We start from the raw sequence: 26,896 nt of genomic DNA, 5'->3' as shown, positions 1-26,896 counted from the left end.
CTGGTTTCAGTTCAAGCCGAAGGCACTCTTGAGCGCTGCGGCCATATCCGCATGGGCGCGCCTGGCTTCGGCGATGACACGGCCCATTTTGACGAATTCATGGGTCACCCCCTTGTAGATCTCCAGATCCACAGGCACACCCGCCATGCGCAATTTGTCGGCATATTGCACGCCCTCATCCACCAGCGGATCGCATTCCGCAAGGCCGATCCAGGCTGGTGCCACACCGTCCACATCCGGCGCCAGCAATGGCGCGAAACGCCAGTCTTCGCGATCTTCGGGATGGGCCAGGTACTGGGCGAAGAACCAGGTGATGGCAGGTTCATCGAGCACAAAGCCCTGAGCATAGCGGCGGTGCGAGTCCGTATCCTGATGGGCCGTGGTTCCCGGATAAATCAGCAGCTGCAACGCCAGCGGCAATCCCGTGTCGCGCGCCTCGATGGCGCAATAGGCCGACAAGGTGCCGCCCGCGCTGTCGCCGCCGATGGCGATGCGGCTGGCGTCAGCGCCCAGCTCCTCGCCATGGGCCGCCAGCCACTGCAGCGCATCCCAGGCATCGTTGTGGGCAACGGGAAACCGGAACTCCGGCGCCAGCCGGTAGTCCAGCGACACCACCATGCAGCCCGCCAGATGCGCCAGTTGCCGGCAAAGCTGGTCATGTGTGGCCACGCTGCCCACGGTAAAGCCGCCGCCATGCAGGTATAGCAGCACCGGCAGGCCTTCCTCAACGGCATCGTCACGGCTCACTGGCGCATAAAGCCGCGCAGGCAAGGCATATCCATCGCGGGCAGGAATCTGCAGCGCCTCGACACGCGCGAGTGGCACGGCGGGGATTTCCAGCACGCCCGCACCCGCCTCATAAGCGGCCTTGGCTCCGGCAGCGCCCAGTTGATACATGGGCGTACGCGCTGCGCGCTCCATGCGGCGCAGCACATCGCGCATGGAGGGCGTCAACGCGGAAGATGGATCAGACATGCTCTTGATTCACGGGGATTGAAAACACAGCCGGCATTGTGAGGCCATCCGGGGGGCGCTCACTGTCAAGCGCATGACCCATGCACATTTCCACCAGACACCTGAGCCACTGCCTGCAAACGCTTGCCAGCCTGCCCATCAGGTGACATAGGCTCGCAAAGTCCTGGTATATCTTGGCCGAATCCAGCCTTCACCCTTCATCCACCCACGCAAGCGCTGCCATGAACACCCCTGACACGAGCATTCCCCGCACCGACTTTGGCCGGGTCCGAGTTTTCTTCGGCAAGCGAAGCGGCAAATACCCCGATGGCAATCAGATTCTGATCCAGGGCTCGGACACCAGAGCCGCTTTTGACACCCCCATCGTGGCCAACCATATAGGCCCGGAATTCGATTCCACCGAAATCATCCTCATGGGCCATGCGCATGAAGACCATATGGCAGGCCTGCATCGCCTGCCTCATGCGCAAGTCCATGTCCATCACGGCGATGTGCAGGCCGCGCGCAGCTGGGCAGGCATGTGTGCGGCGCTGGGCATGCCGGAGCAGAACCCGTTGTCCGGGCAATTGCTCAAGGCCTTCCGGAAGGACTTCTTTTACGCCCCCCGCCCCGACGCCCGGGCCTATGACGATGGCGCCGTCTGGGATCTGGGCCAGGCCAGGGTTCGCGCCTTTCATATGCCAGGCCACACCGCCGGCCATACCGTGCTGGTGGAGGAGCAAGAAGGCGTGGCCTTCATAGGCGATATCGACCTCACGGGCTTCGGCCCCTACTATGGCGATGCCTCCTCCAGCCTGAGCAGCTTTCGCCGCAGCCTGACCAGGCTGCCGGAGATTCCCGCTCGGGTCTGGGTCACCTCGCACCACCGCGGCATCTATACCGACAGGCAGGTGTTCTTGCGCGATCTCGCCAGCTTCAGCTCAAAAATAGACGAGCGGGATGCCAAGCTTCTGGACTGGATTCGCGAATCCCCCAAGACCATTGCCGAGATGACGGGCATAGGCCTGCTCTACCCTAGCGGCGCCAATGTGCCCTGGGCCGCGGCGGCCGAGACCCGAACCATGGAGCAGCACCTGGCAGAGCTGACTGCGGCGGGCCAGGTCGCCGCCGATGAAGAGCAGCGCTATCACTATCAGGCCTGAGTTGGTAAGCGCGCCTCACGGTTGATAAACTACAAAAACAATAGCTGCCGGCGTTTGACCGAAAAGCGTTTACGTCTGATTTCACTCAAACCCACAAACGCCTTGTGCCATGGCGCCTGTCCCCGGCACGACGCCCTTGGCCGCCCTCTCAGGGTTTGCTTTCTTTGCGGCGCAGCACAGGGCCTCTAGATTTTCCAAATTCCCATTTCGAGATTGAGCACCCAGGTCATGGCTTTTATCAATTACGTCACCCAGATCCAGTTCGACTTCGGCGCCGTGAAACTGCTGCGCCAGGAATGTGAGCGCGTGGGCATCAGCAAGCCGCTGATCGTCACCGACCCTGGCGTCAAGGCTGCCGGCATTCTGCAAAAAGCCCTGGAGGCGCTGGGCGACCTGCCCCACGCCGTGTTCGACCAGACGCCGTCCAACCCCACGGAAGCGGCCGTGCGTGCCGCGGCCGAACTCTATAAGACCCAGCATTGCGACGGCCTGATTGCCGTGGGCGGCGGCAGCGCCATCGACTGTGCCAAGGGCGTGGCCATTGCGGCCACCCACGAAGGGCCGCTGTCCCACTACGCCACGATCGAGGGCGGCTCGCCCCGCATCGGCGCTCATGTGGCCCCGCTGATTGCCGTGCCCACCACCAGCGGCACCGGCAGCGAAGTGGCGCGCGGCGCCATCATCATCGTCGACGACCACCGCAAGCTGGGCTTTCACAGCTGGCACCTGGTACCCAAAACGGCCATCTGCGACCCCGAACTGACCTATGGCCTGCCACCCATGCTGACCGCAGCCACGGGCATGGATGCGATTGCGCACTGCATGGAAACCTTCATGGCTGCGGCTTTCAACCCGCCCGCCGACGGCATCGCACTGGACGGGCTGACGCGCGGCTGGGCACATATCGAGCGTGCCACGCGCAACGGCCTGGACGGCGAGGCGCGCCGCCAGCTGATGAGTGCCAGCATGCAGGGCGCCATGGCCTTCCAGAAAGGCCTGGGCTGTGTGCACAGCCTGAGCCACAGCCTGGGCGGCGTGAACCCACGCCTGCACCACGGCACGCTCAACGCCATGTTCCTGCCCGCCGTGGTGCTCTTCAACGCCAGTGCCGAGAGCGTGCAGCGCGAAGACAGGCTCAACCGCATGGCCCACGCCATGGGCCTTGCCAGCGGCAGCGACATTCCCGAGGCCATTCGCGACATGAATGCACGTCTGGGCCTGCCTTCGGGGCTCGCAGCCATGGGGGTGGAAGCCGGGCAGTTCCAAGCCGTGATTGAGGGCGCCCTCAAGGACCACTGCCATGCCACCAATCCGCGCCTGGCCTCGGCGCAGGACTATGAGCAGTTGCTGAGCAGCTCTCTTTGAGTTCGCAAACACTCCGGTTGATAAGAAAGCCCCCACGCTTGCCCACTTCGTGTGGCCGCTGCCCCCCGAGGGGGCCGCTTATTGCCTTGGGGCGGCCCAGCGGCAATAAAAAGCCCCCACGCTTGCCCACTTCGTGTGGCCGCTCCCCCCCAAGAGGGTCGCTTATTGCCTTGGGGCGGCCCGGCGGCAATAAAAAAGCCCCCACGTTTGCCCACTTCGTGTGGCCGCTCCCCCCAAGAGGGTCGCTTATTGCCTTGGGTCGGCCCGGCGGCAATAAAAAAGCCTGCTGCGCAAACGCTTGTGCGGCAGGCTTTGATTCATGCAGACTCACTCCTTGTCTGCATGGCCCTGCCTGCGCGTCTCGCGAATGTCCTGCATCAGCTGCTCCGCCATATTGCTGAGCAGCGCCATATCGTCATCGGACATATTGCGTGGCTGGTCATCCATGATGGCAAAGCAGCCCAGCACATATCCTTTGCGATCGATCAGCGGTGCACCGGCATAGAAGCGCACCTGCTTTTGCTGCAGGTTCGGATTGCCTGAAAAGCGCGGGTCGCGAGCGATATCACCGATCACGACCAGCTCCGCCTGGTAGACCACGTAGGAACAGATGCTCTGCTCGCGTGCCATGCCCGCGCCGTGGTCGCCCTCGGTCTGCAGCACGAGCAGGCTGCCGGGGGCGTAGACATGCTGAGCATCCACCCAGGAGACCTGGGCCCAGCGCGTGTTGAAAGCATTGATCGCCTTTTGCACCGTGTCCCGGTACAGCGGCGTCAGCGCCTCATCCATGACGCCGCTGTCATGCAGGCACTGCACCCTGGCCGCATCGTCTTCGGACACAGGCGCGGCAATCACCCCTTCACTGAGCTCCTCGGCCTGCAAGGCCTCCACCCACAGATGCAGCTCATGCATGCTGGTCACGCAGGCTTGTGCCCCGCACCTGGCTGCAAAGCCGGGATCCGCCGCCGCCGTCGGTGCATTGAACAGCGCCAGCACGATAGGCACATCGGGCCAGCGCCGCTGCATGCGACGCACCAGACGGCGTGCCATGCTTTGCGGCTGGCTGTTGAACATGGACAGCACCAGCAGATCGGTATATTGCATGGCCTGCCGCCAGTCCTTGTCGGCAGGCAGGCCATGGCTGCTGCGCAGCCCCAGATGGGTCTGCGTGGCCAGCGCCCAGTCGGAGCTGCTGACCTCATGGCCATACAGCCCCTCGACATGGGCCACCATCGCTGCCGCCAGCGTATCGACTTCCCAGCGCGCGCCAGCACTGTGAATGCGCAAGCGCCTGCGCGGCTTGCCCGCTGCGTCCGGCTGCGGCTCATTGCTCACGGGGTAATGCTCCTGCAGCTCTTCCAGCAGCGCATCCATGCCGCTGGACAGGCGCAGCCTATGCTCGGCCGTGGCCGTCTCCAGATGCTGCTGCGTGGCAATGCGCAGCGCAGGAATCGCCACCTCGTCATAGAAATTGCTCACGGCATTGGCCTTGTCCTGCTGGCCTGGCCTAACGGGCAGGCCCTGCTCCACCGTCTCCAGGGCCGTGCTGACGGCGTCGTCGCTGTCATCGGCGAGCAGCCGCTGATACAGGCGCTGCTGCGGACCCAGCACGGGTTCGCTGCCCAGCAGGATCTCTATGAATTTGAGCGACGGAATATTGCGCCCCATCACCAGCAGGCAGACCGTCAGCGGCGTGGACAGAATCAGTCCAATGGGACCCCACAGCGCCGTCCAGAAAGTGGCCGCCACGATGATGGAAAGCGTGGACAGCCCCGTGCTGGAGCCATACAGCCAGGGCTCGATCACGTTGTTGCTGATCAGCTCCAGCAGCAAGATCAGGCCCAGCGTCATGAGAAACATATTCCAGCCGGGATCCACGGCAAAAGCCAGTGCCAGAGGAAACACGGCCGACAGCATGGGCCCCACATAGGGCACAAAGCGCATGATGGCCCCCAGCACGCCCCAGAGAATGGCACCGGGCACGCCTATCAACCACAGGCCCGCAGCCAGCGGGATGCCATAGCTCAGGTTCACGATGAACTGCATGCGCAGATATTTGCCGATGCGCCGCGAGGCCTCGTCCAGCGCATCGGTGGCCAGATGCAGATTGCCGCCCATCAGCCGCAGCAGCCTATCCCTGAGCTCGTCGCGATCGAGCAGGATCAAGATCACAAAAAGCAACACAATGCCGGCCGTGGTGACCGGCTCGGCAATCCGGCTCAGCCATTGCAGCATCTGCGTCGTGGGCTTGGACTCGGGGGTCTCGATCTGTACCTTCTGCACGCGTGCTGGCTTGCCGTCCGTGTTGACCATCTCCTTTTCCACGGTGTGATAGGTTTTGAAGACTCCATCCCAGGCGCTGGGCATATTGGCTTTTTTGCGCAGGCCACGCAGCTTGTCGCGGATGGTGGACTGGTAGGTTGGCAGATCCGCGCTGAGCTGCTGCACCTGGCTGCCCAGATACATGCCAAGCCCTCCCAGCACACCCAGCGCCAGCGCCACCACCACCACGGCTGCAGCCAGCCGTGGCAGGCCCCAGCGCTTGAGGCGCGAGACGGCCGGATCCAGCAAAAAGCCCAGCAACGAAGCCAGAGCCAGCGGAATCAGCATCTCCCGTCCAAAGTACAGGGCCGCGATCACCAGGCTCGCGATCATCATGCCCACCAGCAGGCGCAGCGCCGGCACCATATCGCCCAGCTGCACCAGGCCAGGCATGGCAGGGCTGCGCCGTCGCTCGGTGCCGCTCCAGCTGGTCGCTCCCGACTGGGGCTTGCGATTCAGCGCTTCAATTTCGACCGGCGCCCGCGCATAAGGCTCGCCCGGAGCAACCGCGCCCAGCTTCACAGGCTCCTGTGCATCATCGGGACCGATGTGGTGGTGGTCGGGTGGAGGCAGGGACATGAACGGCCTTGTGGTGTTGAGAGAGCCTTGCAACGCTTGCAGCCGGGAGACGGCACAGCCTGCACCGCAATTCTCGGCTAATGGATATTGATAGCTGCAAGCGCTTGAAACATGCGCATTGCGTACAGTTTTTTACCGTAAATTTGCGCACGGCAGGCGCCGACTGCTCATCACAACGAAGAACAGGCTACAAAGCCTCCACCCGGGACATATCCGGATGCTCCAGCCATTGCGCAAATTCATCGGCCAATTGCCGGCTGGCAGCAGTTGCAGCATTCCAGGCTGCGGCCCGGGCGTCATGGTCGCTGCCGAAATCCACAAAGTCATGGCGGTCAGGTAGCTTGCCACGCGGCAGGCCTGCTACCCAGGCGGGGTCCGGGGCCAGAACCACCATGGCATCCAGAAAACGGCTGGGCTTGTGCCGCCAGCGCAGCCCCTTGTCGAGCCAGCCCGGCACCACGGCTTTCTGGAAATGGGGATAAAGCACGATGCCGCCGCTTCCCTCCGAGGCCTGCGACGCCACATAGTCCAGGTGCATGTGATAGTCGGTAATGCCACCATCCCAATAGGCCCCGCGCGGCGCGCCTGAGATATCGTGCACGGCCTGCAGCACAAAGGGAATCGAGCAGCTGGCGCGCACCGCATCCATGAAGTTGGCCTCGTTCAGGCTCACCTGCCGCGTGCGCAAGCCGCCCGCCGAAAAAGGCAGTCCATGCACAGAGCCGCTCTCACCCGTGGAAAACACCACGCGCTCCAGCCAGCGCCCCAGGGCGGGCCTGTGCAGCGCGTTGGCGGCAAATGCGCCCAGGTAGCCGACCGGCGTGCGCCAGCGCGATTCGCGCGCCAGCAGCTTTTGCCCACGCGAAGTCACCACATGCAGGCGGTAGCGCGGGTGGTTCAGCACCTCGGCCACTCTGCCGCCATAGAAATCCTGCAGACTCTGTGCAAACCGCTCACTGACCAGCCAGGCCGGTGTGCGCTTTTGCCCGGCGGGCGGATCAAACCGCTGGGCGATGTAGTCGCTCTCCAGCCGCTCGAATGCCTGCACGGGCTGCTCCAGACAGGCCGTCGCCATGCGCCAGGCTCCGATGGAGGCGCCCACCAGGTCGACCGGCAGCCGGCTCCGCGCCAGCCAATGGCCGAAAATAAAGCGATCAAGCGGCCCCAGAATCAAGCCCTTGGGCCCGCCTGCTGCGGCAGGAATGACACGCACATCCTCAGGCGCCAATCCATTCTGGCGCAGATGGGTCAGAGCCTTGGGGCCGGCATAGATGCGCAAGCTGCGCGGAGAAGAAGTCATGCGCACATTGTTGCTGATGGCGGGAATCTTCACCTGTCACCTAAGCAGGCACGGACTCCATCATCCAGGCGCCATCGCTGAAAAGGCCTAGAAAATCACATCGGGCTCGCCGCCCGCATGCCAGTCAATCGATGCCTGGCGCAACACCATGTCGATATCCATGCCCAGCGCCAGCCCGACTTCTGCGGGAAACGAAACCGCCAGCTGGCGCTCGCTCCATCCCAAGGCGCGCGTACCGGCCCGCCACATGGCCAGATGCAACACCCCGGTCAAAGGCTCGAAGACCGGCTGCTGCAGCGGCTGGTGCATATATTGCAGCGCTTCGGCCAGCACGGAGGGAAGACTCCACTGCTTGGCCAGATGGGCGCAGATCTGGGCCGAGCAGTAGCCCATCAGTTGCATCTCCACCAAAGGCCTGCGCGGGTGCAGCGGCTCCAGCAGCTCGGTCAGCCGGGTCGCGGTGCCCGGGTCTGCCTGCTGCAGCAGCAGCTCACCCAGGCCATGGACCAGCCCCAGTGCATAGGCTGCCGAAGCATTGCATTGCACCGACATGGCCAGCGCACGCGCCAGACGAGCCGTATCCAGGCTATAGCGCCAAAACGATGCCAGCTGCCAGCCAGAGGCCGAAGGACGATCCACCCCGGGCCGGGCCTTGTGCAGCAACTGGCGCAGCTGCATGGGAGAGAGCACGACCAGCGCCTCGGGAATGCTGTGCACGCGTTGGCGCATCAAATGCGCGGGGCCATTGGCCATGGCCAGCAAGCGGGCGGCAAGCACAGGATCCATGGAAAAAAGCTGCGACAGACTGCGCATATGCGGCTGTGGTCTGAGCAGCTCGCTAGCTAGCAGCGCAAGCGCCCGCGGCTGGCTGGGCAGCGTGGACTGTGCCTCCAGCACGGCAGCTAACGGCAGTGGTTTGGTGCGAGTCTCGCCCGGTACGGAAGACCGCTCTGCCACTTCTTCCTTGGGCGGCAGGGCAGGCTGCGCAGCGACAGGCTCACCCGCTGTTCTATAGCTTTTCATCTCTTTGCAGTTGCACCGGCTGCCCCATGACCAACTGGCTGGCAATCCTGCGCGTCATGGGTTGTAACACGGAAAAGTGGTCACTCCCGTGAACGGTAACGCAGTGCACATGCTCCGATTTTCGTACAGCACAAAGATTGTCCAGACTGTTGATATTGCTGGGTCGCTTGCTGCCCTCGATGATCCAGGTCGGGCTCTTGATGCCATGCAGCCAGTACATGGGCGAGCGCAGCCGCCTCTCCTCGACTGGCAACTGCCCCCATTTCACCGGCCAGTCATAGCCGCTGATATCGTCCACCGGACCGAAAGCAAACACCCCCTGTACAGGCAGCCCCGCGCTTGCCGTCAGCAGTGCCAGCGTAGCGCCTGTGCTGTGGCCACCCAGATAGATGCGCGAAGCATCGACATAAGGCAGCTGCGCTGCCTGCAGGATGGCCGCGGCCACGTCCTGCACCTCGCCCCAGAAGTACTCGCGCTGCCCCGGGTTGTCGTTGCCGCCGCGCAGCGCAGGGAACAGCATGGCCATGCCGGCCTTGCGAAAGGCCGCGGCGCTCTGGTCATTCGCAGCCGCCCCTTCGGTCCAGAAATCCCCCAGGGTGTTGGAGTCCCCACCGGTCAGCCACACCATCAGCGGCAGTTTGCGTCCACCACCGGGATCGGGCGTGACAAAGGCTTTGAGCTGCAGATTGCCACTGGCATAGCTCATGGGTACAAACCACTGTGCGGGCGGCTGCGGCATGGGCGCGATGGCCGTCCTAGCATTGGGCAGCAGCGCCGTGACGATCTGCGTCTGCAGTCCCGCACGCGCCTGCAGCAGATTCTGCAAGGTGATGGCCCCCGTCGATATCTGCTGCTCCACCGTTTTTTCTATCTGCGCCTGCTCTTCGCGTCGCGCAGCATTGGCACGCCTGGCTGCCGCATGACGGGCTTTTTCTGCCTCGTACTCAGCCATCGTGGTGCGGCTGATGCAGCGACGACTCTTGTCCACCGCCAGCCCCTCCTCCTGCGCTTTGTCGATTTGCGCAAGATTGAGCTTGACGGTATGACAAAAACCTTCGTCGGCAGCGGCGAGCGCCGGAGGCCAGACCAGGGGCATGGGGCGCTCTGCTTCCACCCTGTCCTTGAGCTTGTCGAGCGACATCCACCCTCGGGATGTCATTTTCATGCCCACAAACGCCACCAGCAGCAATACAGCAATGGCCGGCAGAATCCGGCCTTTTTGTCCTCGCATTCCCTCTCCTCAGGAGGTCGCCTTTCAATATTTTCGTATGGCGACCAAAGGAGAGATTATTTCTTCAGGCCCTGCAGTTTGGCAAAAGCTGAAGCCATGGCATTTTGCTGTGTGGGCTGGTTACCACGCTGAGGCTGCGCATAGCCGTCCCGACCACCGCCACGATTGCCGCCATAGCTGTTGCCACGGCCAGCGCCCTCGAAGCGGTTGTCGCGCGGGCCGTCGCGTCTTGCGGGCGCTGCATCGAGCTTCATGGTCAGGCTGATGCGCTTGCGCTCCACATCGACTTCCAGCACCTTGACCTTGACGATCTGGCCGGTCTTGACCACCTCGCGTGCGTCCTCGACGAACTTGTGGCTCATCTGGCTCACATGGACCAGGCCGTCCTGGTGCACGCCCAGGTCCACAAAGGCACCGAACTGGGCCACGTTGCTCACCGTGCCTTCCAGCGTCATGCCTTCCTTGAGGTCCTTGATGTCTTCCACACCGTCGTTGAAGCGCGCCACCACGAAGTCAGGGCGCGGATCGCGGCCCGGCTTCTCGAGTTCGCCCAGGATGTCCTTGATGGTCACGGCGCCGAATTTGTCGTCGGCAAACTGCTCGGGCTTGAGGCTTTTGAGCACCTCGCCGCGGCCCATGATCTGGTCGATCGGCTTGCCGGTCTTGACGATGATCTGCTCCACCACCGGGTAGGTCTCGGGATGCACGCCGGTCATGTCCAGCGGGTTGTCGCCGCCGCGTATGCGCAAAAAGCCCGCCGCCTGCTCGAAGGTCTTGGCGCCGAGGCCCGCCACGTCCATCAACTGCTTGCGGTTCCTGAACGAGCCATTGGCATCGCGCCAGCGCACGACCGACTTGGCGACCGAGCCCGACAGGCCGGAAACGCGCGTCAGCAACGGGGCAGAAGCGGTGTTCAAGTCCACGCCCACGGAGTTCACGCAATCCTCGACCACGGCATCCAGTTGGCGGGCCAGCTCGCTCTGGTTCACATCGTGCTGGTACTGGCCCACGCCAATGCTCTTGGGGTCGATCTTGACCAGCTCGGCCAGCGGATCCTGCAGGCGACGGGCAATCGATGCCGCACCGCGCAGGCTTACGTCGATATCGGGCATTTCCTGCGCCGCAAACTCACTGGCCGAATAGACCGAGGCACCGGCCTCGCTGACCACCACCTTCTCGATCTTCTTGTCGGCCTTGGACGCGATCTTGATCAGGTCTGCCGCCAGCTTGTCGGTTTCGCGGCTGGCTGTGCCGTTACCGATGGCAATCAGATTGATATCGTGCTTTTCCACCAGACGGGCGAGCACGGCCAGCGAGCCGTCCCAGTCGCGGCGCGGCTCATGCGGGTAGATGGTGGTCGTATCCACCAGCTTGCCGGTGCTGTCCACCACGGCCACCTTGACGCCGGTGCGGATGCCGGGGTCCAGGCCGATCACGGCGCGCTGGCCCGCGGGTGCGGCCAGCAGCAGGTCGCGCAGGTTGTCGCCGAAGACCTTGATGGCCACCTTTTCAGCATCCTCGCGCAGGCGCGAGAACAGGTCGCGCTCGGTGGACAGGCTCAGCTTCACGCGCCATGTCCAGGCCACGCATTTGCGGATCAGGTCGTCGGCCGCGCGCTTGGCGTGGCTCCAGCCCAGGTGCAGCGCGATCTTGCCCTCGGCGAGGCTGGGTTGGCCCGGTTCAGGCTCGACAGGTTGCACCAGCTTGGCTTCGAGAACCTCCAGTGCACGGCCACGGAACACGGCCAGGGCACGGTGCGAGGGCACGCGGCCAATGGGCTCGTCGTACTCGAAGTAGTCGCGAAACTTGGCGACCTCGGGGTCGTTTTCGTTCTTGCTCTCGACCTTCTTGGACTTGAGCAGGCCTTCATCCCACAGCCATTCGCGCAGCTTCTGCACCAGCGCCGGGTCCTCGGCCCAGCGCTCGGACAGGATGTCGCGTACGCCGTCCAGCACGGCAAAGGTGGTGCTGAAGTCAGGACCGGGTTTGCCGTCATCCAGCACGGTGGCAGGCTTGCAGAAGGCCTCGGCCTCCTTGTGCGGATCGAGCGTGGGGTCGGCGAACAGCCTGTCGGCCAGGGGTTCGATGCCGAACTCCTTGGCGATCTGGCCCTTGGTGCGGCGCTTTTGCTTGAACGGCAGGTAGATGTCTTCCAGCTCCTGCTTGGTCGGCGCACTGGCAATCGCCAGGCGCAGCGCATCGGTCAGCTTGCCCTGCTCGTCAATGGCCTTGAGCACGGTCACGCGGCGGTCTTCCAGCTCGCGCAGGTAGGTCAGGCGTTCATGAAGCGTGCGCAGCTGCGTGTCGTCGAGCCCGCCCGTGGCTTCCTTGCGGTAGCGGGCCACAAACGGAACCGTGGCACCGCCGTCCAGCAGCTCCACCGCCGCACTGACCTGCTGCGGCTTGACATCCAGTTCCTGAGCAATCTGACCAATGATTTTTTGCATTCGATACTCGCCCCACGGCGTGCCATATAGAAAGCTAATGAGTTTGCCATACGCATGCCGCCACACCGGGCGGAATGGGCAGGCAAAGTGCAAGCAAAGCTTAAAAACTATGGATTTCATAGCTATCAGCGCTTGCCATATAAGCGCCAACTGCCAATTTCATTAAAATCCTTGGCACCATGCCAGATCTGTTCCAGGACGACTTCTTTGCCGATGAGCCGCCGCTCAAGGCGAGCCCGGGACAGACCTTGCCTGAGCCAGTCGCGGAGCCCGAACTCCAGACACGCAAGCCCCGGCGCGGCGATATCGCCCTGGCCCCACAGGCCATGCAATATGCGCAGTTGGCTTCCCAGCTGCCTGCCAATCTGCATATGGGTGCCTCGACCTGGTCCTATCCCGGCTGGGAGGGCTTGGTCTGGGACGGAGCCTACTCCAAGGACGTACTGGCCAGGAAAGGCCTGAGCGCCTATCACCAGCACCCGCTGCTGCGCACCATCTGTGTGGATCGCACCTTCTGGCGGCCGCTGACCACCAGCCAGTACGCGGCGTTTGCAGCCCAGGTGGATGAGGACTTTCGCTTCGTCGTCAAATGCCCTGCCGGCGTGACCGATGCCCAGGTGCGCACCGAGGAAGGCAAGCCACGCGAAGACAATCCGGCTTTTCTGGACCCGCGCCTGGCTGTCGAGCATTTTGTCCAGCCCACACTCGAAGGTCTGGGCTCCAGGCTGGCGGTACTGGTATTCCAGCTCAGCCCCCTGCCCTGGGGGCTGCTGAGCCGTCCCGGTCTGGTTTTCGGCAAGCTGGGCCTGATGCTGGCCGCCGTGCGGCAGGCGCTGGCCGAGCATCCGCAGGTGGTTGTGGCGGTGGAGTTGCGCGATCCGGAACTGCTGGGCCCCGCCCTGGTCGATACGCTCAAGGCTCATGGCGCGACCTTCTGCCTGGGCCTGCACGGCAAGATGCCGCCCATCGAAGAGCAACTGCCCATACTGCGTGCGCTATGGCCCGGTCCGCTGGTCTGCCGCTGGAACCTGAACCGCAGCTTTGGCGCCTATGGCTATGCCGATGCGCAAAAAAAGCACGAGCCCTTTTGCGAAATCCGCAGCGAAGACCAGCACACCCGCCAGTGGCTGGCCCGCACCGTCAAGGGAATCACCGGCGCCGGGCAGCCCGCTTTTGTGACCATCAGCAATGATGCCGAAGGCTGTGCGCCGCGCTCCATCGCCCTGCTGGCCCAGGCCATTGCCGATCTGCCTGCTGCCCGTTAGAAGCCTGTCTTTCACAGTCCGCATCAAAACCGGCTTCAGCGCTTTCCCATCAAGCGCTGACAGCTATCAAAAACAAAGCCCGGCAGTTGGGCCCGCCAGGCTTTGTCAATGGCCGTGCCAACCGCTGCCTAGTGTCAGTCCTTGAGCTGCGCCAGCGGATGGGAATGCGCGGGCCAGGGACTGTCGAAAAACGCCAGCCACTGCGCATCGCCGACATCTTCAATGCTGGCGGGACTCCAGCGCGGATGGTGATCCTTGTCCACGGCCAGGGCGCGAATGCCTTCCACCGTCTCGCTCTGACCGGGACGCAGATAGAAGCAGTGGCGCACCATATCGCGCTCCATGCGCAGGTCCTGGGCCAGCGTCATCCGGCGCGCACGGCGAATCTGCTCCAACACCACATGCAGCATCAGCGGCGAGCGCTTGCGCAACGTGGCTGCTTCGGCGCGGGCCCAGTCGCTGCCCTGCTGCAGTGCCTGCTCGATGGCGGCCACCGTGGGCTGCGCAAAGCAGGCATTGATTTCGGCAAGGTGCTCTGCACTCTTGGGCTCCACGCTCACAAAGCGCGAGCGCACCACGGCGTTCAGCGCATCGACATTGGCAAAGTCCGTTGTCGCCAGCGTCTCCCACAGCTCAGCCTGCTGATCCAGGGGAATACAGCCATCGGCCAGGCCAAAGGCCAGGGCATCACCCGCGCCAATGGTGTCACCCGTCAGCGCCAGCCACTCGCCCACCGCACCGGGGCAGCGCGAGAGGAAATAGCCGCCGCCCACATCGGGGAACAGACCGATGGCCGTCTCGGGCATGGCCATCTTGGTACGTTCGGTCACAAGGCGCAGCGAGCCGCCCTGGCTGATGCCCATGCCGCCGCCCATGACGATGCCGTCCATGAAAGCGATATAGGGCTTGCCCAGCGTGTGAATCAGATGGTTGAGCGCATATTCCTCGGTGAAGAAGTCTTCGAGCTGCGGATTGCCGCTGCTGCCGGCCGCATGCAGAAAGCGGATGTCGCCCCCCGCACAGAATGCGCCAAACACGCCATCCTTGTTGCTGCCGCGAATGGCCACGGCCAGCACTGCCGGGTCCTTTTGCCAGGCCAGCAGCGTTGCCAGCAGTTCCCGCACCATGCCCAGAGACAGCGCATTGAGCGCCCGCGGGCGGTTGAGCGTAATCATGCCCAGCTTGCCGCGCACTTCGGCAATCACTTCGGGCGAGTCCGTGCTCGGGGTGGTCGTCATTGTTGTTACTCCTTGAATCTTGGGCCATGTAGAGGCCTGGGGCTGACGACTGATTATGCGAGGCCCGACCACGCCAGCTGGGACAAGGACGTGACAAATGCAGCCATTGTCGGGAACGGGAAAAACCATACCAGCGCCTGAGCTGGCTAATATGGGAAGCGTTCTGGAAGCGACCTTGCCCAGACCACCCTGCCTCCCACATTGCCGCTTTTCAGCTGCTTTTCATGACCGATCTCCCGCCCCAGCCCGACACATCAGCCCAAACCGGAAGCCTGGAGCCCAAACCGCTTTCGGCTCCTGTGCGCTATCTGCTGATGGCTTTTGCACTGATCTGCGTGCTGCTGGGGCTGATAGGCGCTGTCGTGCCCGGCATGCCGACCACGGTCTTCATCCTCATGGCGGCCTGGGCGGCTGTACGCAGTTCACCCCGGCTGCATCGCTGGCTCTACGCCCACCACATTTTCGGCCCTCTGCTGCGCAACTGGGATGCGGGCGGACATGTCAGCCGCCGCGTGAAATGGACGGCGACGGCCAGCATGCTATTGAGCGGCACACTGATTCTTTATGTCTCTCACAAGCCCTGGCTGACGGCCGTAACGCTCAGCATCATGGGCTGCGTACTGATCTGGCTATGGCTGCGGCCCGAACCCCAAACCTGAAGCCCAAACTGGGGCCATAAGCTGCGCATCCTCTCTGCCGACATCCTCCCCAGAACGAGCAATCCGCCGAGCCAATGCAAATTTCAAAGGGCCTGAAGACTCAGCGCGAAAAGTTATCGCTTAAGATTCACGCTGATCACAGGTGTTTCCTGGCCGCTTTGCGCGGCAGGAAATGAAACGAGAAGCAGGTGATCGGCCCAGCCCGATATTCCTGCACTGCACCCGCAACGGTAATCAAAGATATTCAGACACAGGTCATTGCGTGCAATGACAGTCACTGCGAAAGCGGGAAGACGTCTCTGAATTCAACTTCCGAGTTGAGCTTTGTAAGTCCGGAGACCGGCCTGATGTGAACAAGGCGCAGCGGGATTGCATGTGGCTTGATGGGCTGGTGCAGCTGCGCCGCCAATCTCCTCACCTCCTTCCTCTGCACATATCAATCGTCCGGCCCGGGTATCGGCCTGACCGACTGTGGATCTGGCATGGTGCGAGGAATTCTCTGGCTGGCGCGACTGCGGCCCGCCGCTTGCGACGACATCTGCGCGATAGCGGCGGCGGCTTGCCATGGCTGACTCCGTCAAGGTGCAGGGATGGTGCCCAACCGCCTGGCGGCCCATGCAGGCCCAGGATGGCTGGATTGTGCGCATACGCCCGCATTGCGCCTCCATCAGTGCCGCGCAGTGGCGTATTCTTTCCGGCCTCGCACTCTCGCATGCCCACCCACAGCTGGAGCTGACCCGCCTGGGCAATGTCCAGTTGCGCGGAGTGGAAGACGCGCAACTGACGGCACTGCGTTCAGGGCTGATCGATGCAGGTCTGGTACCTGCCAATGTCGATGCCGACCTGGCCCCTGCCGTCCACTGCAGCCCTTTCTACCAAGTCCGGGATCGGACCCACGAATTGGCAGACCTGCTTTCTGCGGCCGTGGCACAGCACCTGAGCCCACGCGCGTTGCAACAGCAAGGTATGACGGCGCTTCCCAGCAAGTTTGGCCTGCTGGTCGATGACCCGGCACAAAGCCTGAGGGGCATCTCGGCAGATCTGCGTCTATGGGTTCAGCCGGACCAGGCAGGGCTCGGCTATGCCCTCTCTTTGGGCGATTCCAGCAAGCGATATGGCTATACCTCTGCCGCGGAAGCGATAGATGCTGCCCTGCAAGTCGCCATCTGGTTCGCACGCCAGCGCATGTCGGCCGCAGGTGCAGCGCCCACACGGCTGCATCAGTTGCTCAAGACTCAGCAGCCTGAGCTGTCGGTGCTCAAAACCGCTCCACAATATGCAGCAGCGCCCGGCGCCGAAGCATTCGCGCGCCCCGTCAAGCCCGGCCTGCACGGACATGACTGGGTCATAGGCGCCCCCCTTGGCCGTATCGACGCACCGGCAATGCAGCAACTGGCAGGCTGCCTGCCTGCCAAGACGGAAATCAGGGTTACGCCCTGGCGCTCCCTGCTGCTGCCAGGCAGCGAACTCGAAGCGGCGCCACTGAGCACTGCCCACTGGATGACCGATGCAGCAGATGCCCGCAACCGCGTCTCGGCCTGTACCGGCAGCCCCGGATGCACACAGGCACTGATTCCTGCCCAGACCCTGGCACTGCAGCTTGCGCCGCATACGCGGGAAGGCACGGAGATGCACATCAGCGGCTGCCCCAAGCTCTGTGCGCTGCCCGGCGACGCCACCGCCGTCGTCTTTGCCAGCACTGGCAATACGGGTCAGTTGCTGCTGAACGCCGGCCCGCCCGGCCGGCTCGCTAGCCCCACCATTCAAATCCCCTGTGAGGCCCTGCCATCAGAGCCCGCAGGAATACAAAAACTGATCCATGAGCTATCAATATGAAAAGCACGGTGAAGAGATTTACCGTCAGTCTTTCAGCATCATCCGCCGCGAAGCCGATCTGGCGCGCTTCAGCGCACTGGAAGAGCGCGTGGCCTGCCGGATGATCCATGCCGCAGGCATGGTGGAGCTGGCCTCTCACATTCATTTTTCACCGGACTTTGCGGTAACTGCAGAGGCGGCGCTGCAAGCGGGTGCCCCCATCCTCTGCGATGCCCGCATGGTCAGCGAAGGCATCACCCGCAAGCGGCTACCGGCCAACAACCCCATCATCTGCACGCTGCAGGATGCACGCACTCCCGAGCTGGCCCTGACCATGGGCAATACGCGCAGCGCTGCAGCCCTGGAGCTGTGGCGCGGCCGGCTGGAAGGCGCAGTGGTCGCCATCGGCAATGCCCCCACTGCCCTGTTTCATTTGCTGAACATGCTGGCAGATCCTGACTGCCCCCGCCCCGCCGCCATCATCGGCTGCCCTGTGGGCTTTGTGGGTGCAGCGGAATCCAAGGCTGCCTTGCGCGAGTGGGCGCAGATTCCCTTTGCCATTGTCGAGGGCCGCCTGGGTGGATCGGCCATCACCGTGGCGGCCGTCAATGCGCTGGCCACGCCCATAGAGTGAGGTCAGTGATGAATCGCGGAAAAATCGTATGCGTGGGCCTTGGCCCTGGCGACCCAGAGATGATGAGCGTGAAAGCCGATCGACTGCTGCGCAATGCGCGCCACGTGGCTTACTTTCGCAAGCGTGGCCATCCGGGCAAGGCCAGACAATTGGTCAACGGCATGCTGCATGCACAGGTCACCGAATACCCGATGGAGTATCCGTTGACCACGGAGATCCCGCATGACGATCCTCGTTATATCGCCCAGCTCTCGGACTTCTATCTGGACTGGCAGTCCCGGCTGACAGAGCTGGCGCAGGACCAGGAAGTGGTTGTGCTCTGCGAGGGAGATCCGTTTTTTTACGGCTCTTTCATGCATCTTTACGTGCGCCTGCAGCAAGCGGGCATTGCCCAGGTCGAGGTATTGGCCGGCATTCCAGGCATGGTGGGCTGCTGGCACGCCACAGGCATCCCCATGACCTGGGGCGACGATGTCATGAGCGTGCTGCCCGCAACCTTGGCCGATGCACCGCTGCGCGAACATATGGCGCGCTCCGACGCGCTGGTCATCATGAAGGTGGGCCGTCACCTGAATCGCATTCGCACGCTGCTGACCGAACAAGGCAAGCTGGACCAGGCCTGGCTGGTCATCAACGGCACGATGAGCGACCAGCAAGTCATGCCGCTGTGCAACGCGCCCGAACGCTGCCCGTATTTCGCCATCGTGATCGTGCACGGCCAAGGTCGCCGCCCTGCCAATGACATGTGAGCAGCATCCCATGCCAAATGCAATCACAGGCCAGCTTTGCGTGGTTGGCCTTGGCCCGGGCCATGCGGACTTGCTGACGGAGCAGGTCAAAAAATCCATTGCCGAGGCCACGGATGCCTTTGGCTATTTCCCCTACGTTGAACGCCTGTCGGGCCTGGCCCATCTGCGCCTGCATGCCAGCGACAACCGCGAGGAGCTTGACCGCGCAAGAGCCGCCTTGAACGTCGCAGCCGAAGGCAGGAAAGTGCTGATGCTCTCGTCCGGCGACCCCGGTGTGTTTGCCATGGCCAGTGCCGTGTTCGAAGTTCTGGAACACGCAAGCCCCGACGAGCGCCAGCGCTGGAGTGCCCTGCAGATCGAGGTACAACCAGGCATCACGGCCATGCTGGCCGCAGCAGCCCGTCTGGGCGCACCGCTGGGCCATGATTTCTGCACCATCAATCTGTCGGACAACCTCAAGCCCGCCGCCGTGATAGAGCGTCGTATTCGTCTGGCCGCACAGGCCGATTTCGCCATGGCCTTCTACAACCCCTGCTCCAGGTCGCGACCCGAAGGCTTTGTCAGAGCCCTCAAGGTATTGCGCGAGGAGTGCGAGCCAGAGCGGCTGATCTGCTTTGCCCGCAATGTCAGCAGAGACGACGAGACCGTCACCGTCACATCCCTCTCATCGGCCAAGGCCGAGATGGCCGATATGCGAACCCTGGTGATTGTGGGCAATCGCCTGACCCGCCGGATAGGCCGGCATGTCTACACGCCGCGCAGCTACGAGATGCCTTCATATGCCTGAAAGCTCCGCAGCCTCAGAGCGACTTCTTCAGCCAGCTCATCGCCTGCTCGGGAGTCTGGCATTGAGGCCGCTGCGGCAGCTGGGGCCTGTCCACCATGATGACGGGTATATGCAATGCCCTGGCGGCTGCAATCTTGGCATAGGTATCGGCCCCGCCGGCATTCTTGCTGACAATGCAATCAATGGCATGGCGCTTGAGCAATGCGATTTCGTCCTCGATCTGAAACGGCCCGCGCGCAACGATCAGCTCATAGCGGTCTGCAGGCAAGGGCAGAGCCTCTTCGGTCTGATCCACCACCCTCAGCACGAAATGATGCTGCTCAGCCTTGCCTGCAAAAGCGGCCAGTTGCTTGCGGCCAATGGCCAGAAAGACACGTCCATCACCCGGCTGCAGAGCTTGGGCTGCGGCGGCCATGTCCGGCACCCGAATCCAGCGGTCTCCGACCTGCGGGCTCCAGCCAGGGCGCTCCATGGACAGCAGAGGAATTCCCGCCGCCGCACAGGCGGCAATGGCATTGCGGCTCATCTGCGCCGCAAAAGGGTGTGTGGCATCGATCACATGAGTGACCTGCTTGTCTCGCAGATAGGCAAGCAAGCCCTCGACGCCGCCAAAGCCACCCACCCTCATCGGCAATGCCGGCGTGCGCCGCGTCTGGGTTGCTCCCGCATAGGAGTACACCGCAGCAATGCCAGATTCATGCAGTTTGGTCGACAGAACATAGGCATCAAAAGTGCCGCCTAACAGGAGAACTTGGGTCATGGCCAATCCGTGGCTTTCAATCATCGGGATCCACCCGTCTGGTTTGCAGGGCCTGAGTGCTGCCGCTTTGCAAGACCTGAACCATGCGGAGCTGGTATTTGGCAGCCCACGCCATCTGGAGCTGGCGCAGGTCGGCAGCCGTGGCCGCCCCTGGCCTGTTCCATTCAGCGTGGAACCCGTGCTTGAGCTACGCCAGCAGAGGCAGGTCGCCATGCTGGTCTCGGGCGATCCATTTCACTTCGGCGCAGGCGCATCGATTGCCAAGCACCTTGAAAAAGGGGAATGGCGCAACCACCCGTTGCCGTCCACATTTTCATGGATTTCCGGCCAGTTGGGCTGGCCCCAGGAACATACCCACTGCCTGGGCCTGCATGCGCGCAGCTTCGAGACGATGACGCCGTTGCTGGCCGAAGGCCAGCGCTTTATCTGCCTGCTGCGCGACGGCGCCGCCGCACAGGAAATGGCTGCATGGCTGACCGGGCAAGGCTGGGGCCACAGCCCTATGTGGCTGATCTCTCAAGCTGGCAGTGATGCACAGAACATGCGGGAAGGTCTGGCGCAGGAACTGAGCGCCAGCCTGACCGAAATGCCCATGAGCGCACCCGTTGCTGCGGCCTTTGAAGCACGGGGAGGTGCCAGCCTTTCACAAGTGCCTGGCCGCTGCAGCGCGGCATTTGCCAACGACGGTCAGATCACCAAAAGCCCCATCAGGGCCATGACCTTGGCGGCACTGGCACCTCGCAAAGGCGAGTGCTTGTGGGACCTGGGGGCGGGCTCTGGCTCGATCTCGGTCGAGTGGTGCCTGGCAGGAGGAAATGCTGTTTGCGTGGAACAGCATGCCGAGCGCGTAGCCAATATCTCGCTGAATGCCAGGCGCTACGCAGTACCGCTGAAAGTGATCCATGGCGACTCGCTTTCAGCCCTGTCTGCAATACAGCCCCCAGCAGAGGCGGTATTTGTAGGGGGCGGCTTCACACAGGAGCTGTTTGATGCGCTTTGCGCAAGGCTTGGCTCGGGCTGGCGCCTGGTCGTCAACGCGGTGGCGCTGGAGACTCAAGCGCTCCTGATGGAGCTGCATCGGACACATGGCGGCCAGTTGCTGCAGCTGCAATGGAGTGAGGCCGTGCCGCTTGGCCGCATGCACTCATGGCAAGCCGCGCGCCCCATCATTCAATGGATCTGGAGCAACTCTCCATGACCACTATTTACCTTGGCTGGGGCTTCAAGTCGGATGCGGGACAAGACTCTTTCAGCAGTTGCTGGCTCCAGGCCTGCCAACATCAGCCCCAGCTGAAATCCTGGCAAGGCCCTGTATCGTTTTCTGTCCTGCACTCCAAGGCCAGGACAGTTGCAGCCATCGCCCTCGAAAGCTGGGCCGATCTGACTTTCCCGGACCTTCAGTGGTCATGCCATGCAGAGTCAGACATACAGCAGATCAAGACGCCCTCCACCTCCGAGCGTCTGCTGCAGCGTTTTGCCACGGGCAGCGTATCGGAAGCTCTGGCCTTGCTCGCCGCCCATCGAAGTGCCGACGCACTAAGCAACCCGCTGTTATTGGCAAAGCGCATCGTGTCTGAAGACAGACGCGCCACTCTTGCGATTGCCAGGGGCACGCAACACTCTCACATTTTGGAAACCGGAGCTTTTTCTTGACAGTTCATTTCATTGGCGCCGGCCCCGGCGCTGCCGACCTCATCACCGTGCGCGGCCGCGACTTGCTGGCCGCTTGCCCTGTCTGCCTTTATGCAGGGTCGCTGGTTCCCACCGAGCTGCTCGCTCACTGCCCTGGCGATGTGCGGCTGATCAACACGGCGCCTCTTTCCCTGGACGAGATCGTGGCCGAGATGCAAGCGGCCCACGACCAGGGCCAGGATGTCGCCCGCCTGCATTCCGGTGACTTGAGCATCTGGTCCGCCATGGGTGAGCAGCTTCGCTGCCTGCGCGAGCGCCAGATTCCCTATACGGTCACACCCGGTGTTCCAGCCTTCAGCGCCGTCGCCGCCGCGCTTGAGGCAGAGTTGACGCTGCCGGGATCCTGCCAGTCCGTGGTTCTGACCCGCACTTCGGGCCGCGCGTCAAGCATGCCAGAAGGTGAAGCACTGGCCGCATTTGCCGCCACGGGCGCCGTGCTGGCCATTCACCTTTCGGTACATGTGGCGCAAGAGGTTCAACAGGAGTTGAGCAAGCACTATGGCCCAGACTGCCCTGCAGCCATTGTGTGGCGCGCTTCATGGCCCGATGAGCTGATCGTGCGCACCCATGTGGGCCAGCTGGCAACAGCTGCACAAACCAATGCCTTGCAGCGCAGTGCCCTGATACTGATAGGCCCTACCTTGAGCCAGCAGGACTTTGGCCTGAGTCGGCTCTATGCCAACGACTACGACCGCCGCTACCGCCCTCGCGGGGATGAGCCACGCTTCCCCGCAGGTACGGAAGGCGCCTGATGCTGCAGCTATTTCTTGTCGGCATCGGAACTGGCAATGCTGACCACATCACCAAAGAAGCAGAAAACGCTATCCGTAGTGCCGACCTGATCCTGCTTCCGCACAAGGAAGACAACAAGGCCGAGCTGGCGCAGGTTCGCCTTTCCCTGCTACAGAGGCTGGAGGTCGGCGATGACCGCATCGCCCACTTCGATATGCCGGTACGCAGGCAGCAGGGTTCGGACTACGACAGACAGGTCGATGAATGGCATGAAGCGATTGCCCAGCGCTGGCAGTCCTGCCTGCAGGCGCATCTGCCTTCAGGACAGGGCCGTATTGCACTGCTTGTTTGGGGTGACCCGGCCTTGTATGACAGCACGCTGCGCATTGCTTCACGCCTGGGGCTGGCGCAGCAGCAGGTGACAGTCATTCCCGGCATCACGTCAATGCAGGTGCTATGCAGCGCGCATGGCATCGCCCTCAATGAAATTGGCTCGCCATTCCTGGTAACCACAGGCCGCCAGCTGCGTGAAGCTGGCTGGCCTCCGAACATAAATACGCTGGTTGTCATGCTCGATGGCCAATGCTCTTATGAGCAGGTCACCGAGCCCAATGTCACCATTTATTGGGGCGCCTATCTGGGCATGCCTCAGCAGATCCTGATGCACGGTGCGCTGGGCGACGTAAAAGCAGCCATCAGCGCCCAACGTCAGAGAGCACGCGCAGAGCATGGATGGATCATGGACATTTACCTGCTGCGCAGAGGCTGATCGTCCGCATGAGCAACGAACACTTACCAGTCAGCCCATGCTGTTCGCACTCACCATTTCCTTAAAGGCCACCTGCAAAGCAGCCATCTCGGCAAATGGGAATGGGGGCTAAACCAGACAAGCAGGGAAAAGTGGGTTGCTGCACCCAGCCTCTACACCCCAATGCCATATGGCTTATCGGCAGTCCGTGTTGAAGCCGTCTGTGGGCGGCCCAGTTCGGTGAACCGATACGTTGTTGCATAGATCGATTAGCTCGCCTCGTCCAATGGGGCAGCCCCGGTATGCTAGGTCCAGCTACCGCAAGCATATTTGCTCGATTCACAGGTGAGAATGGCGGCTAGCGTCTGTTTTCTTCTTTTTGCTTCTCAGCTTTCGTGTCCCTCTCCAAACATCAAGGCTTCATCCTGACCCGTCATTGGCGGGACACGCCATCGGGATCCGAGATCGAGTACTGGCTGGCGACGGACTCCGGCCCTTTGAAGGTTCTGCTGACTGCGCAGACCTCTGTAGCTTTCGTCGAGAGTCGACACCGCGCAGCGGTACAGGCACAGCTTTCAGCTCGTTCAGATGTGGAGCTGCGCGAGTTGGAGCTGAAGAGCTTTCAACAAGAGCCTGTTCTGGGGATCTATGCCAAGCATTTTCGCCAGCTCGGACGACTGGCTCGCGCCCTTCAGCCGCTCGGCGTATCGCTTCTGGAAGCCGATGTCCGCCCCCACGAGCGCTATCTGATGGAACGCTTCATCACTGCTGGTGTGATGCTGGAAGGCGGACGAATTGAAAACTCAACGCTGGTGAACTGCAAGCTCCAGCCTGCACCCGATTTCAGACCGGTGCTGAAGGTCGTGTCATTGGACATCGAGACCAGCCAGCATCAGGATCTTTATTCCATTGCGCTGGATGGCATGGCGGAGCGCGTGGTGTTCATGCTGGGCGAACCACCCACAGAGCACATGCAGCCGCCCGGTTTTCAGCTGATCTACTGCCCAACCCGCCAAGCCATGATTGAGCACCTCAATGAGTGGTTTGCACGCAATGATCCTGACGTGATCATCGGCTGGAACGTCATCCAGTTTGACCTGCACGTTCTGCAAAAAGCTGCGGACGGCTGTGCAACCCCACTTCTGCTGGGCCGAGAGCGCAAACCCATCGCATGGCGAACGCATCCGGGCAAACAGGGCTACTTATTCGCACCCATGCCCGGCCGAGCGGTGATTGATGGCATCGAGGCCTTGAGGGCAGCCGTCTGGAGCTTCCCGTCTTTCAGCCTGGAGAACGTCGCTCAGGAACTCCTGGGCGAAGGCAAGGACATCGGGAGCGAATACGACAAGATGGCTGAAATCGAGCGACGCTATCAGCATGACAAGCCTGCCTTGGCCATCTACAACATCCGCGACTGCGAGCTGGTCCTACGCATCTTCGAAAAGGCAAAGTTGCTGCAGTTTGCGATGGAGCGTGCCCATGCAACAGGCTTGCAACTGGACCACTTTGGTGGCTCCATCGCCGCGTTCAGCCATCACTATCTGCCGCGCATGCACCGCATGGGGTATGTAGCCCCCAATGTCGGCGACGTTCAGGGGAAGTCATCCCCGGGTGGCTACGTCATGGATTCCAAACCAGGCTTTTATGACTCCGTAGTGGTGCTCGACTACAAAAGCCTCTATCCCTCGATCATTCGCACCTTTCTCGTGGATCCCGTGGGATTGACCGAAGGCCTGCATGCCCACGGTCCTGCGCGATTCATCAAGGGCCCCAGAGGCACGCTCTTCTCACGCGAGAAGCATTGCCTGCCAGAAATTGTGACCACTCTTTGGCATGCCCGTGACGAGGCCAAGCGAGCCAGAAACGAACCCTTGTCCCAAGCGCTCAAGCTGGTGATGAATTCATTCGCCGGGGTCTTGGGAGCATCGGAGTGCCGGTTCTTCAATCCCGATCTGATTTCAGCCATCACCTTGCGGGGTCATGAGATGGTGAAACTCACCCGGGAATTCGTGGAAAAGCGCGGGTACGAAGCCATCTACGGGGACACGGATTCCATTTTCATCTGGCTCAAGCGTACTCACACCAACGAAGAAGCCCATGCTGTGGCAGCGGAACTGGCCAGAGACATCAACGCCTGGTGGAAGCAAACCTTGCTGGAAGAGCAGGATCTGGAGAGCTTTCTCGAAATCGAGTTCGACACGCACTACAAGAAATTCTTCATGCCCACCATCCGAGGCTCGGACGTTGGCAGCAAGAAGCGCTATGCGGGGTTGAGTGTGGATGCTGCAGGCAATGAGGCCATGATTTACCGCGGTCTGGAGATGGCTCGAAGCGACTGGACGCCGCTGGCACGGCAGTTCCAGGAGGGCTTGCTCTCGCGCGTCTTCCAAGGTGCCCCCTATCGCGAGTTTGTTATCGAGTACACCTATTCGACACTGTCCGGCAAGAAGGATGATCTGCTCATCTACCGCAAACGCTTGCGGCATCGACTGGATGCCTATGTCACTCACGTGCCGCCCCAAGTACGGGCTGCTCGCATTGCCGATGAATACAACATCCGGATAAAAAGGCCTACGCAATATCAGAACGGCGGCTGGATCCAATATGTCATGACCAAGAGCGGGCCTGAGCCCCTGGAAGCTCGCCAATCCCCCATCGACTACGAGCACTATTTGGCGAAACAGATTCAGCCTATTGCCGACTCGATCCTGCACCCACTGGGAGAAGACTTCGCCACTCTGACGTCTTCTCAGCAGACGCTGTTTTAACAGTCCAGCACAGACGAGAGAACCAAGGTCTGAAAGAGGTGCTTGCCAAAGTGATTGCCAGTCTCCTTGAGAAGCAAGCACAGCTTTTGTGCCTGCAGCCGCCATTTCCTCTATCTAGGCAGCTTTTCACAGGAGGCCTGGGCTGCCGTGATCCGCGCCGCTACCCCTCGTGGGGTAAATCTTTCGCAATAGAAAAAGAGCTCCTAACTTGATAGCTAGGAACCCTTATCTAAATTGGTCGGAATGGCGGGATTCGAACTCGCGACCCCTTGCACCCCATGCAAGTGCGCTACCAGGCTGCGCTACATTCCGTGTCGATGGGAGGAATTATAGGCACAAAAAATGACTGCTTCAGGGAAAACGCTCTCTTTTCTCAAAAAAGCGAAATCTTCCAAGATTGGACTCCGCTTCAGCACGACTGGCAAGCCGTCCGGAACAACGTTCAGAGGTACTGCCTGAACCCTGCACACATTCACCCCGGTGATGCTGCATCAGCACCAGGACCGGCAGACAAGCCTCCACCTACTTTTTCCTCAAAGGAATGACTACCATTCCATGAGAGTCTTAAAAAAGCACTCGCTCACATCAAAACAAACGACTGCTCTATCTCTCAGGAATTTCTTACGCTTTTCAGGACCATGTCCCGGCAGGTCCCCCTCCGTGAT

General features: G+C 61.9%; 21 protein-coding genes, 1 tRNA gene and 1 riboswitch. Of the genes, 13 read left to right on the top strand and 9 right to left on the bottom strand.

The window, feature by feature from the left end; all coding sequences use genetic code 11:
* Positions 1-6 precede the first annotated feature (6 nt).
* Positions 7-975 (bottom strand): alpha/beta hydrolase, encoded by a 969-nt coding sequence (locus tag QMY55_RS08235; RefSeq protein WP_283488138.1) that lies wholly within the window; start codon positions 973-975, stop codon positions 7-9.
* 221 nt (positions 976-1,196) lie between these two features.
* Between QMY55_RS08235 and QMY55_RS08230 the strand changes: the two genes are divergently transcribed.
* Entirely contained in the window at positions 1,197-2,117 is a 921-nt protein-coding gene (locus QMY55_RS08230; RefSeq protein WP_283488137.1) for an MBL fold metallo-hydrolase, read from the top strand.
* Between the two features lie 228 nt (positions 2,118-2,345).
* The gene (locus tag QMY55_RS08225; RefSeq protein WP_283488136.1) at positions 2,346-3,482 is read left to right on the top strand and encodes an iron-containing alcohol dehydrogenase; all 1,137 of its coding nucleotides are present in this window, start codon (positions 2,346-2,348) and stop codon (positions 3,480-3,482) included.
* Positions 3,483-3,809: 327 nt separating this feature from the next.
* On the opposite strand, the gene QMY55_RS08220 is transcribed toward QMY55_RS08225, so the two are convergent.
* The 5 genes from QMY55_RS08220 to QMY55_RS08200 all read right to left on the bottom strand — a co-directional run bounded on the left by QMY55_RS08220 (position 3,810) and on the right by QMY55_RS08200 (position 12,384).
* The gene (locus QMY55_RS08220; RefSeq protein ID WP_283488906.1) at positions 3,810-6,197 is read right to left on the bottom strand and encodes an AI-2E family transporter; all 2,388 of its coding nucleotides are present in this window, start codon (positions 6,195-6,197) and stop codon (positions 3,810-3,812) included.
* Between the two features lie 373 nt (positions 6,198-6,570).
* Positions 6,571-7,683, bottom strand: a complete 1,113-nt coding sequence (locus QMY55_RS08215; protein WP_283488135.1) for a patatin-like phospholipase family protein — start codon at positions 7,681-7,683, stop codon at positions 6,571-6,573.
* Positions 7,684-7,770: 87 nt separating this feature from the next.
* Positions 7,771-8,706 carry an HDOD domain-containing protein gene (locus tag QMY55_RS08210; RefSeq protein ID WP_283488134.1) on the bottom strand — a complete coding sequence of 312 codons (936 nt, stop codon included), beginning with the start codon at positions 8,704-8,706 and terminating at the stop codon, positions 7,771-7,773.
* The gene (locus tag QMY55_RS08205; RefSeq protein WP_283488133.1) at positions 8,693-9,937 is read right to left on the bottom strand and encodes an alpha/beta hydrolase family protein; all 1,245 of its coding nucleotides are present in this window, start codon (positions 9,935-9,937) and stop codon (positions 8,693-8,695) included. The genes QMY55_RS08210 and QMY55_RS08205 overlap by 14 nt, the downstream gene beginning before the upstream one ends.
* Before the next feature lie 56 nt (positions 9,938-9,993).
* Positions 9,994-12,384, bottom strand: a complete 2,391-nt coding sequence (locus tag QMY55_RS08200; RefSeq protein ID WP_283488132.1) for a Tex family protein — start codon at positions 12,382-12,384, stop codon at positions 9,994-9,996.
* A 179-nt stretch (positions 12,385-12,563) separates the two neighbouring features.
* On the opposite strand from QMY55_RS08200, the gene QMY55_RS08195 reads away from it, so the two are divergent.
* The gene (locus tag QMY55_RS08195; protein ID WP_283488131.1) at positions 12,564-13,649 is read left to right on the top strand and encodes a DUF72 domain-containing protein; all 1,086 of its coding nucleotides are present in this window, start codon (positions 12,564-12,566) and stop codon (positions 13,647-13,649) included.
* A 134-nt stretch (positions 13,650-13,783) separates the two neighbouring features.
* Here the strand turns inward: QMY55_RS08195 and QMY55_RS08190 are convergent, their stop codons facing one another.
* A complete protein-coding gene (locus tag QMY55_RS08190) occupies positions 13,784-14,887 on the bottom strand; it encodes an enoyl-CoA hydratase/isomerase family protein (protein ID WP_283488130.1) in 1,104 nt (367 codons plus the stop codon).
* A 224-nt stretch (positions 14,888-15,111) separates the two neighbouring features.
* On the opposite strand from QMY55_RS08190, the gene QMY55_RS08185 reads away from it, so the two are divergent.
* The 5 genes from QMY55_RS08185 to cobJ all read left to right on the top strand — a co-directional run bounded on the left by QMY55_RS08185 (position 15,112) and on the right by cobJ (position 19,531).
* Positions 15,112-15,546 (top strand): YbaN family protein, encoded by a 435-nt coding sequence (locus QMY55_RS08185; RefSeq protein WP_283488129.1) that lies wholly within the window; start codon positions 15,112-15,114, stop codon positions 15,544-15,546.
* A gap of 123 nt (positions 15,547-15,669) precedes the next feature.
* Positions 15,670-15,908: riboswitch (cobalamin riboswitch) on the top strand.
* A 202-nt stretch (positions 15,909-16,110) separates the two neighbouring features.
* Positions 16,111-17,382 carry a nitrite reductase gene (locus tag QMY55_RS08180; protein ID WP_283488128.1) on the top strand — a complete coding sequence of 424 codons (1,272 nt, stop codon included), beginning with the start codon at positions 16,111-16,113 and terminating at the stop codon, positions 17,380-17,382.
* Entirely contained in the window at positions 17,366-17,995 is a 630-nt protein-coding gene (locus QMY55_RS08175) for a precorrin-8X methylmutase (protein WP_283488127.1), read from the top strand. Before QMY55_RS08180 ends, QMY55_RS08175 begins: the two co-directional genes overlap by 17 nt.
* A gap of 8 nt (positions 17,996-18,003) precedes the next feature.
* A complete protein-coding gene (gene cobI, locus QMY55_RS08170; RefSeq protein WP_283488126.1) occupies positions 18,004-18,744 on the top strand; it encodes a precorrin-2 C(20)-methyltransferase in 741 nt (246 codons plus the stop codon).
* Positions 18,745-18,754: 10 nt separating this feature from the next.
* The gene (cobJ, locus tag QMY55_RS08165) at positions 18,755-19,531 is read left to right on the top strand and encodes a precorrin-3B C(17)-methyltransferase (protein WP_283488125.1); all 777 of its coding nucleotides are present in this window, start codon (positions 18,755-18,757) and stop codon (positions 19,529-19,531) included.
* Between the two features lie 13 nt (positions 19,532-19,544).
* Here the strand turns inward: cobJ and QMY55_RS08160 are convergent, their stop codons facing one another.
* Positions 19,545-20,291 carry a cobalt-precorrin-6A reductase gene (locus QMY55_RS08160; protein WP_283488124.1) on the bottom strand — a complete coding sequence of 249 codons (747 nt, stop codon included), beginning with the start codon at positions 20,289-20,291 and terminating at the stop codon, positions 19,545-19,547.
* Here QMY55_RS08160 and cbiT point away from each other — a divergent pair.
* The 5 genes from cbiT (at position 20,290) to QMY55_RS08135 (ending at position 26,231) form a co-directional block, all read left to right on the top strand.
* A complete protein-coding gene (gene cbiT, locus QMY55_RS08155; protein ID WP_283488123.1) occupies positions 20,290-21,489 on the top strand; it encodes a precorrin-6Y C5,15-methyltransferase (decarboxylating) subunit CbiT in 1,200 nt (399 codons plus the stop codon). The genes QMY55_RS08160 and cbiT overlap by 2 nt on opposite strands.
* The gene (locus QMY55_RS08150; RefSeq protein ID WP_283488122.1) at positions 21,486-21,944 is read left to right on the top strand and encodes a cobalamin biosynthesis protein; all 459 of its coding nucleotides are present in this window, start codon (positions 21,486-21,488) and stop codon (positions 21,942-21,944) included. Before cbiT ends, QMY55_RS08150 begins: the two co-directional genes overlap by 4 nt.
* Positions 21,941-22,735 (top strand): precorrin-4 C(11)-methyltransferase, encoded by a 795-nt coding sequence (cobM, locus tag QMY55_RS08145; protein ID WP_283488121.1) that lies wholly within the window; start codon positions 21,941-21,943, stop codon positions 22,733-22,735. The genes QMY55_RS08150 and cobM overlap by 4 nt, the downstream gene beginning before the upstream one ends.
* Positions 22,735-23,484, top strand: coding sequence for a precorrin-6A synthase (deacetylating) (cobF, locus tag QMY55_RS08140; protein ID WP_283488120.1), 750 nt, complete (start codon positions 22,735-22,737; stop codon positions 23,482-23,484). Before cobM ends, cobF begins: the two co-directional genes overlap by 1 nt.
* 374 nt (positions 23,485-23,858) lie before the next feature.
* On the top strand, positions 23,859-26,231 hold the full coding sequence (locus QMY55_RS08135; protein WP_283488119.1) for a DNA polymerase II: 2,373 nt from the start codon (positions 23,859-23,861) through the stop codon (positions 26,229-26,231).
* A gap of 235 nt (positions 26,232-26,466) precedes the next feature.
* On the opposite strand, the gene QMY55_RS08130 is transcribed toward QMY55_RS08135, so the two are convergent.
* Positions 26,467-26,543, bottom strand: a tRNA-Pro gene (locus tag QMY55_RS08130).
* Between the last annotated feature and the right edge of the window lie 353 nt (positions 26,544-26,896).

This window comes from Comamonas resistens (genome assembly GCF_030064165.1).
Taxonomy (GTDB): domain Bacteria; phylum Pseudomonadota; class Gammaproteobacteria; order Burkholderiales; family Burkholderiaceae_C; genus Comamonas; species Comamonas resistens.
Note: the sequence above shows the minus strand (reverse complement) of the source record. Positions and strands in the feature narration are given on the sequence as shown.